The organism is Streptomyces solincola (assembly GCF_002982015.1).
In the GTDB taxonomy this organism is placed as follows: Bacteria; Actinomycetota; Actinomycetes; order Streptomycetales; family Streptomycetaceae; genus Streptomyces; species Streptomyces solincola.
On the sequence record NZ_PVLV01000501.1, the window covers coordinates 1 to 5,761 of the forward strand.

Here is a 5,761-nt window from a genome sequence, read left to right on the forward strand (position 1 = left end):
CCTCCTCTCCGCCCCCGCCGCGTCCGCCGACACCCCCCAGCAGTGCACCTTCCCCAACAAGCCGTACGAGGGGCGGCCCTGGGCCCTGCAACGGGTGCTGATGGACGAGGTGTGGAAGCAGTCCACCGGCGAGGACGTCCGGGTCGCCGTCATCGACACCGGCGTGGACGTCAAGAACCCCCAGCTCACCAAGGCCGTCGACACCGGCAGCGGCATCAACCTCATCCCGAAGAAGGCGAAGGACGCCAACGGCTTCCCCATCAAGCGGGGCAAGGAGAACGGCACCACCGACACCGTCGGCCACGGCACCAAGGTCGCCGGCATCATCGCCGCCCGCCCCGCCAAGGGCACCGGCTTCACCGGCCTCGCGCCCGACGCCCGGATCATCCCCATCCAGCAGAACGACGCCGACGGCAACGGCACCGCCGAGACCCTGGCCGCCGCCATCCGGCACGCGGTCAAGGAGAAGGCCGACGTCATCAACATCTCCCAGGACACCGCCAACGCCGTCGAGCCGGCACCCGAACTGAAGGACGCCGTCGACGCCGCCCTCGCCGCCGACGTCGTCGTCGTCGCCTCCGCCGGCAACGACGGCCTCGGCGGGAACGTCAAGCGCACCTACCCCGCCTCCTACCCGGGCGTCCTGGCCGTCGCCGCCTCCGACCGCAACAACGAGCGCGCCCAGTTCTCCCAGTCCGGTGACTTCGTCGGGGTCGCCGCCCCCGGCGTCGACATGATCACCACGGTCCCCCTGGGCGGGCACTGCGCCGACAACGGCACCAGCTTCGCCGCGCCGTACGTCGCCGGACTGGCCGCCCTGGTCAAGGCCAAGCACCCGGACTGGACCCAGCGCCAGATCGTGGCCCAGATCCAGCAGACCGCCGAGCGCTCCACCGACGGCCACGACCGGCTCGTCGGCTGGGGCGTCGTCGACCCCGTCCGCGCCCTCACCGAGGACGACGCCCCCATCGAGCGCCCCGTCGCCCACGAGGGCCTCACCCGAGCGGAGGCGCCCACTCCCGGCGAGTACCACCTCGGCGAGACCCCCGACCAGCGCAACGCCCGCCTCGCCACCTACGTCGCCGTCGGCGGCGCCGTCCTGGTCGCAGCCGTCTCCGGCGCCGCCGTCGCCACCCGCGACGCCCGCCGCCGGCGCTCGAACTGAGTACATAAACGGATGTGTTGCAGTCGCACCCATGAGAACGTCGGTGACCAGAGGGGTCCTTGGGCTTGTCGTACCCGGTGGATAGAGTGACCTGTAGGTACAGCGACAACAGCAGAAGCAAACGGGGAGGAACGGGCATCGTGCTCGACACGACGGGTGAGGGGGACGGTCGTGGGCAGTGACCTGCACAAGGGCGTGAACGCCCTGGAGAAGTTCAAGAACGACGTCGACGCACTTCTCACCGACTTCACCGGCGGCCCGGGCGGCAGCGCCAAGATCGCCGCGGAGACCGTGACCCGCGGCTCCTTCGGCACCGGCCTCCCCTTCGCCGAGGCGGACGGCTTCTACGCGCAGTACAACCGGGTCCACAAAGCACTGGTCGACCTGTCCAAGTCCCTCGGCGACCAGATCGAGCTCTACCGCCTGGGCGTCCACGCCGCGAACGTCGGCTACCAGAACGTGGACGAGGACACGCGGCAGAGCTTCCACACGATCCGGACGCGGCTGGATGCGGAGTGGGGCAAGGCGCAGGACGCTCAGAAGAAGTCCGACCACACGGACGCGACCGACGTGACGAAGGACATGGGGTGACCGTCGATGTCTGATGCCAAGCAGCCCGAGTCGCCGAGTCCCCAGCAGCGCTACGACCAGGAAACGGCACAGCAGGACGTCGTCGACGGCAACGTGCAGACGGTGCACTACGTCACTGATGCTCTCAACACCCTCCGGACCATCATGCCGTTCGGCCTCGGAGGCGGCACCGGCCGCTCCGACTTCGAGGGCGCGCCGCTCAACGCCATGCTCGACTTCCTGGACAGCGCCAACCCGGCCGAGCTGGCCAACGCCGGGACGAACCTGGAGAACGTCACCAAAGCTCTCAACGACGCCGCGAAGGCCCTCGACGGCTGCGTGGGCACCACCGAGTGGGAAGGCGAGGGTGCCGAGGAGTTCCGCCGCTACGGGAAGCAGCTCACCACCTATGCCTACGCCCTGGGAGACTTCGCCAACGCGGCGGGCGCGCAGATGAAGGTCGCGGGCGAGGGCCTGACCTCCGTCCGCAACTCCAAGCCCCCGCGCGACGGCCGACTCGTCCAGAAGAAACCGGACGACTTCGCCGTGCCGGAGCGGACCCAGGACAACGAGGACTACCAAAAGGCCCTCCAGGTCGAGAAGGACCGCCAGGAGGCCATCAACCAGATGAACCGTCTGGCGTCCTTCTACGCGGTGTCCGAGAGCACCCTGGCCGGCCAGCAGCCGCCTCCGCCGCCTAAGCCGCTGAGTGTGGACGTACCGCAGCCGACGGGCGGCCGAGAGTACGGCGACTCGTCCGCCTCAGGCCGCTCTGAGTCAAGCTTGTCGGGAGCGTCACCCGCCCAGTCCGGTGCGGCGCGCACGGACGTCACCGCTTCGAGTGATGGCACACCGCGGACCGAGATCACCGACAAGGCGATCGATGCGCCGAACGGCAGCGGCACGCGTACGGAGATCAACAGCATCGCGCCGCCGGCCACGCCTCCCGTGCAGACGCTCCCCAACGGCGCGCCGCCGATCACCACCGGCACCACACCGTCGCCGCAAGGCCCCATCGCGCCGGTCGGCGGCGGCCTGCCGCAGGGCGTCACGGGAACGGCCCCGAAGGCGACGGGGACCATGAGCGGCAGGCGCCCCGGTGTCATTCCTTCGGTAGGCGGAGCCGGTGCCAAGGGAGCCACGACCGGTCGGGTAGCAGGCACTACGGGCCGCCCCGTAGGAGCTTCGGGTGCGGGCGGTGGCGGATCCTCTTCCGGGGCCGGACGTGCCGGAAGCACCACCGGTAGCCACGGTCCTGCCGGTCGAGCGGCCGGAACGACTTCCGGTGGCCGCCCGGGAACCCTCGGCGGCACCGGCCAGTCCTCCACTGGAGGACGGGTCGGTGGGGTCACGAGCCCAGGTGCTGGCGGACGGCCGGGCACCGGCTCCTTCGCTGGACGGGCCGCCCAGAGCGGGATCGTCGGAGGCACTCCGCAGCAGCGTTCCGCCACCGGCAGCGGAGGTCAGCGCATCCCCAGAGGCACAGTCATCGGCGGAGGAACCGCCCCGACGGGACGCTCCACTACATCCCGGCCCGGCTTCAACGGAGTCGTCGGCACGCAGCAGCCGGGAGCTGGCTCTCGCCAGACGGGCCGAGGCACGCCCAGTGTCAACGGGGTCGTGGGCACTCCTCGCGGTGGCACCGCGGGCCAACCCGCCGGCGCGCTTGGCGGCGGCTCGCGCGGGAGCCGCCGCGGTAAGCGGGACGAGGGGCAGAACCGTAACGAGTCGCCCCGTCCGGAGTACCTGGCAGAGGACGAAGAGAACTGGGCGGCCAGGCGTCGAAACGTCGTCCCGCCGGTGATCGACTAGGCATGGTGGAAGGTCGGAAGTCAGCATGACGCCAGTAACGAGTGGAGTGCGCGGGCTGCGAGTCCGAAACCGCGTGCTTCCCGGCGTGGCAGCGGCGGCAGTCTGCATCGGAGGGGTGAGTGGCACGGCCAACGCCGCTGAGCCCGTCTCCGACCCGCAGGCGCGTCAGTGGTACCTGGACGCCATGCACGTGGACGAAATCTGGAAGAGGAGCACGGGCGCAGGCATCACGGTCGCCGTGGTGGACGGTGGCGTGAACCCTTCGACCTCCTCCCTCAAGGGGCAGGTCCTCCCCGGCAAGGACTTTTCCGGTGTAGAGGGCGACGAGACCGACGACATGGACGGACACGGAACGTCCATGGCCGAGTTGATCGCCGGCACGGGCAAGGGCGGAGGTCTCCAGGGCCTCGCCCCAGGGGCGAAGATCATTCCCTACCGGGTCGCGGACCGCGTGGCGGAAAAGCGGTATGGAAAAGTCAACACCGAGGGCCTGGCCCAAGCCGTGCAAGCCGCCGCTGGCAGTGACGCCCAGATCATCAACGTGTCCATGGGCAGCGAGTACGTCGACGATGATCTTCTTGAAGCCATCAAGGGCGCGCGAGCCAAGGGGAAACTCGTCTTCGCCAGCAACGGCAATGAGGCGAAGAAGGGCAACAAGCCGTCCTATCCGGCCTACTACCGGGAAACGGTGGCCGTGGCGGCGACCAACTCCGAGGGCCGAGTAGCGGACTTCTCCACCCATTCTGACAGGACGGACATCGCGGCCCCGGGGGCGGATATGCCTGGCTGGTGCGATGGTTCGCTCACCCAGTACTGCATCCGCCAAGGGACCAGCGCCTCCTCCGCCCTCGCCTCCGCCACCGCCGCCCTCATCTGGTCCAAGCACCCGGACTGGACCGGCAACCAGGTCCTCCGGGTCATGTTCGAGTCGGCCGGCCGGGGCGAGAACTGGAAGCCGGGCTCCATCAGCAAGTACGTCGGCCATGGCGTCGTCCGCCCCAACGCCCACCTCACCCGCGGCCTCGGCAAGCCCGGCGACCCCGACGTCAGCCCCGACACCGGTGAGCGCGTAGGCGGCAAGCCCGCCGCCGCCACCCCCAAGCCCTCCGAGGGCTCGGCCGAGAAGCCGGAGTCCGGCTCCCCCAGCGACAAACCGGCCCTCGCCGGCTCCACCGGCACAGCCCAGACCGCGGATGCCGGCGACAGCGACACCGGCTACCTCATCGGCGGCGCCGTCGCCGCGGTGGCCCTCCTCGGCGGGGCGGGGCTCTTCGTGGCCCGCCGCCGGCGCAACACCTGAACCAGCACCACACCCACGCAAGACCACAGACCCGGACAGAGGGAGAGGCTCATGGCAGTCCAGAAGGTCAATGACAGCAATCTCAAGAGTCTGCAGGACGACATCACCACCGCCTTCACCGACGTGAAGGGCCAGCTCCAGAACCTCCAGGGCGTCATCGACAGCCTGGAAGGCCGCTGGCAGGGCATCGGCGCCGGCGCGTTCGACGTCAAGCAGAACGAGATCAACCAGGGCATGGTCCGCATCGGCCGCCTGATGCTGAACTTCCAGGAGGCCATCGAGGCCACCCGCACCATCTCCGGCAACACCGACACCGAGGTCGAGGCCGCGCTGCGCGGTGTGGACGTCACCGCCGGCTACTCGGGTGACGCGGGCGCGGAGGCCCGCACCTCGAACCTCTCCAGCTACTGAGTACCACCACCCCGCAGAACCCCAGCACCACCACACACGACTGACGAAGGAGAGACCATGGCCAACGAAGGGACAATGGTCGTCACTTACTCGTCCCTCGACGAGGCGGCGAGCACCATCGAGAAGCAGGCCAAGCGCCTCGACACCTCGCTGGAGCTGATCCAGGACAAGATCCGGCTGATCTCCGACACCTTCGAGGGTGAGGCCAAGGCCGCCTCCGACCGCTCCCACCGCCAGTGGGACTCCGAGGCCCGCGCCATCTACCAGTCGCTGACCAGCATCGCCAAGGCCGTCCGCGAGGCCGCCCCGGCGTACCAGGCGGGCGACAAGAAGGCCGCCGGCTACTTCTAGGCAGCGGCTTCCAAGCAGCAGCTTCCAAGCAGCGGCTTCCAAGCCTGCGGCTACCGAGCGGCAGCAGCAGCGGCACCAGGGGCGGAGTGGGCAGGGCGGGAGATGCCCACCCCGCCCTTCGGCGTGCCCCAGGCCCTTCGGCGTACCCCAGC

The 5,761-nt window shown here is 69.7% G+C and carries 6 protein-coding genes; all 6 read left to right on the plus strand.

The window, feature by feature from the left end:
• On the plus strand, positions 1–1,165 hold a 1,165-nt coding region (mycP, locus tag C6N75_RS25720; protein WP_105871270.1), incomplete at its 5' end, for a type VII secretion-associated serine protease mycosin.
• Positions 1,166–1,336: 171 nt separating this feature from the next.
• The gene (locus C6N75_RS25725; protein WP_258177615.1) at positions 1,337–1,756 is read left to right on the plus strand and encodes a hypothetical protein; all 420 of its coding nucleotides are present in this window, start codon (positions 1,337–1,339) and stop codon (positions 1,754–1,756) included.
• A gap of 6 nt (positions 1,757–1,762) precedes the next feature.
• On the plus strand, positions 1,763–3,547 hold the full coding sequence (locus C6N75_RS32160) for a hypothetical protein (protein ID WP_181160614.1): 1,785 nt from the start codon (positions 1,763–1,765) through the stop codon (positions 3,545–3,547).
• A gap of 115 nt (positions 3,548–3,662) precedes the next feature.
• Positions 3,663–4,847 (plus strand): S8 family serine peptidase, encoded by a 1,185-nt coding sequence (locus C6N75_RS25745; RefSeq protein WP_258177616.1) that lies wholly within the window; start codon positions 3,663–3,665, stop codon positions 4,845–4,847.
• A gap of 51 nt (positions 4,848–4,898) precedes the next feature.
• The gene (locus tag C6N75_RS25750; protein ID WP_105871274.1) at positions 4,899–5,258 is read left to right on the plus strand and encodes a WXG100 family type VII secretion target; all 360 of its coding nucleotides are present in this window, start codon (positions 4,899–4,901) and stop codon (positions 5,256–5,258) included.
• A 57-nt stretch (positions 5,259–5,315) separates the two neighbouring features.
• Entirely contained in the window at positions 5,316–5,609 is a 294-nt protein-coding gene (locus C6N75_RS25755; RefSeq protein WP_105871275.1) for a WXG100 family type VII secretion target, read from the plus strand.
• Positions 5,610–5,761: the final 152 nt, after the last annotated feature.

Coding starts and splice junctions, on each gene's coding strand:
- C6N75_RS32160 (WP_181160614.1), top strand. CDS start 1,763: ATGTCTGATGCCAAGCAGCCCGAGTCGCCGAGTCCCCAGCAGCGCTAC.
- C6N75_RS25750 (WP_105871274.1), top strand. CDS start 4,899: ATGGCAGTCCAGAAGGTCAATGACAGCAATCTCAAGAGTCTGCAGGAC.
- C6N75_RS25755 (WP_105871275.1), top strand. CDS start 5,316: ATGGCCAACGAAGGGACAATGGTCGTCACTTACTCGTCCCTCGACGAG.